The sequence below is a fragment of the Bacillus sp. DNRA2 genome (assembly GCF_012843265.1).
Taxonomy (GTDB): domain Bacteria; phylum Bacillota; class Bacilli; order Bacillales; family Cytobacillaceae; genus Bacillus_BU.
Genome location: NZ_JABAIT010000067.1, coordinates 1 through 2059 on the forward strand (window position 1 = coordinate 1; position 2059 = coordinate 2059).

General features: G+C 41.9%; 1 protein-coding gene. It reads right to left on the reverse strand.

What is annotated here, in order from left to right:
- Positions 1–80: 80 nt before the first annotated feature.
- Positions 81–1406, reverse strand: coding sequence for a group II intron reverse transcriptase/maturase (gene ltrA, locus HHO41_RS21955; RefSeq protein ID WP_169102723.1), 1326 nt, complete (start codon positions 1404–1406; stop codon positions 81–83).
- Positions 1407–2059 lie beyond the last annotated feature (653 nt).

The window sequence follows — 2059 nt, forward strand, 5'->3', positions numbered from 1 at the left end:
AAATAGAGTAGGCGCATGAATTACTCATGCGCCTCTCACAGTTCCGTACGTGCGGGTCATCGCATACGGCTCCTCCATAATTATCCCCGTTGGGGATGATGTTCATTGTAAATATCCACAAGAGATACGAGACCAATTTCCTTGAACCATTCATTTGGAAGTGCAGTGTGTACTGGTTCACAATTTGAACTTCTCCATGCATACATACGTAATTTTGGGAGTTCTCCTTTCCACTTTCTTCGACGCAATTCCCTGTGTAATTTTCTGATTTTACGCCAACTTCTTAATTGGACAGACCGTAATCTTCTTCTTATCCATTTATCAAATTTAGTGAACAGTGTTTTAGAATGCCAGTGTCCGAAATAATTTCCCCACCCTCGAAGATAGGGATTAAGCTTCTCTTTGATTAACTTCCCAATGTTTATCGTTTGGTTGCGTTTTGTGATTTCCTTGACTTTACTTTTAAATTTCTTTACTGACTTTTCCGATGGTTTGACCCAATAGCCTTGTTTAAATTCATGACCAAGGAAAACAAAAGATTCTTTCATATTGTCTACAATTTTTGTCTTCTCTGGATGGACCATTAATCCAAGTTCTACCTCAAGAAATCGAGTAACGGATTTAAGTACTCGTTCAGCACCTTTTTGTGATTTACAACAGATAACGAAGTCATCTGCGTATCTTGTAATACGGTGTCCTCTTTCTGTCATAAGTTCATCTAACGGATGCAAATATATGTTCGCAAGTAACGGACTGATGACACCCCCCTGTGGGGTGCCTTTCTCATTTAAAAGGAAACTGCCACCCTCCATTACTCCAGCTTCAAGGAAGCTCTCGAGTAACGCAATGACACTACCGTCCACAATTTCTTCTCTAACCAAAGACATAAGTCTGTTATGTGGGATTGTGTCAAAGTAAGATTTTAGGTCTGCATCAATTACATACAAATAACCATCAAATAAATCCTTTCGGATTTTCTCTAATGCCATGTGTGCACTTCGATTTGGTCGGAAACCAAAACTACAGTCAAGAAATTTTGCTTCAAATATAGGTTCTATTATTCTGCGTACTGCAGCCTGTGTTACTCGGTCTCTCACGGTTGGGATACCTAAAGGTCTTTTTGAACCATCAGCCTTTGGAATATATACACGTTTCACAGGTCTCGGCTTATAAGTCTTTTCTCGTAATTCTCGTTGAAGGATTTGTACATTATCCTCCACACCAAATTCAAAAGCCTTGATTGTAACTCCATCTACTCCCGCAGTTCCACGATTTCTTTTGACCTCTTTAAAGGCTTCCTCCATGTTTGGTATTGCCCAGATTTTGTCCATGAGACTATACCATTTTCTCTTTTGTGGAGTCTTTACTCCCTCACGAAAACCTTGTTTGCCTTCTTTTCCGTTCATGTATCGTTTCTTTCCCTTCAATCCGATGATTGACTAGCCCAACTTCGGCAATATCTTCAGATTCATAAAGTACTACGCCCCATACGGTCTACCCTACTGTTCGACCCCGAATCTATGGATTTTATCCTCTCGGTTTCTATATGGACATGACGTATTATAAGATAACTTAGCTCTGCTTCTATGGACAGACGGGCTTCGCATCGAGTCCTTACCTTTTGGGTTAAGGCTCATCTTAATAACTTAGTATTAAGTCACCTACCTTTGCGACTTTTCCGGTAGGCTTATTCACTACTATCCCCTGCTCTGACTCCTCACCGTCCATAATCTCAACTTGTCCGTCACAGACTTGTTTAAGGTTTACCATAAAATATTATGGAGACGATGAGGTCTCCTTGGGTCACGTCATCGGGCTTTCCCTCGAACCTAGTCCTCCTAACTTGCAGAACCATAGTGGTATTGGACATCCCCATCCTTTGCAAGGTAATCCGATTCTGCCAGCCAACGTGGTTTATGTCGCCTATTCCGAGTTTTGCCTTCAGGTCCTCCGCACGATTCCTCACGGACACGCACTACCTGTCAGCTATACACTTCCGCCACAAACGGTGTGTTCGGGACTTTCACCCGTTAGTCCGATACGCTGCCAAGCGCACAAA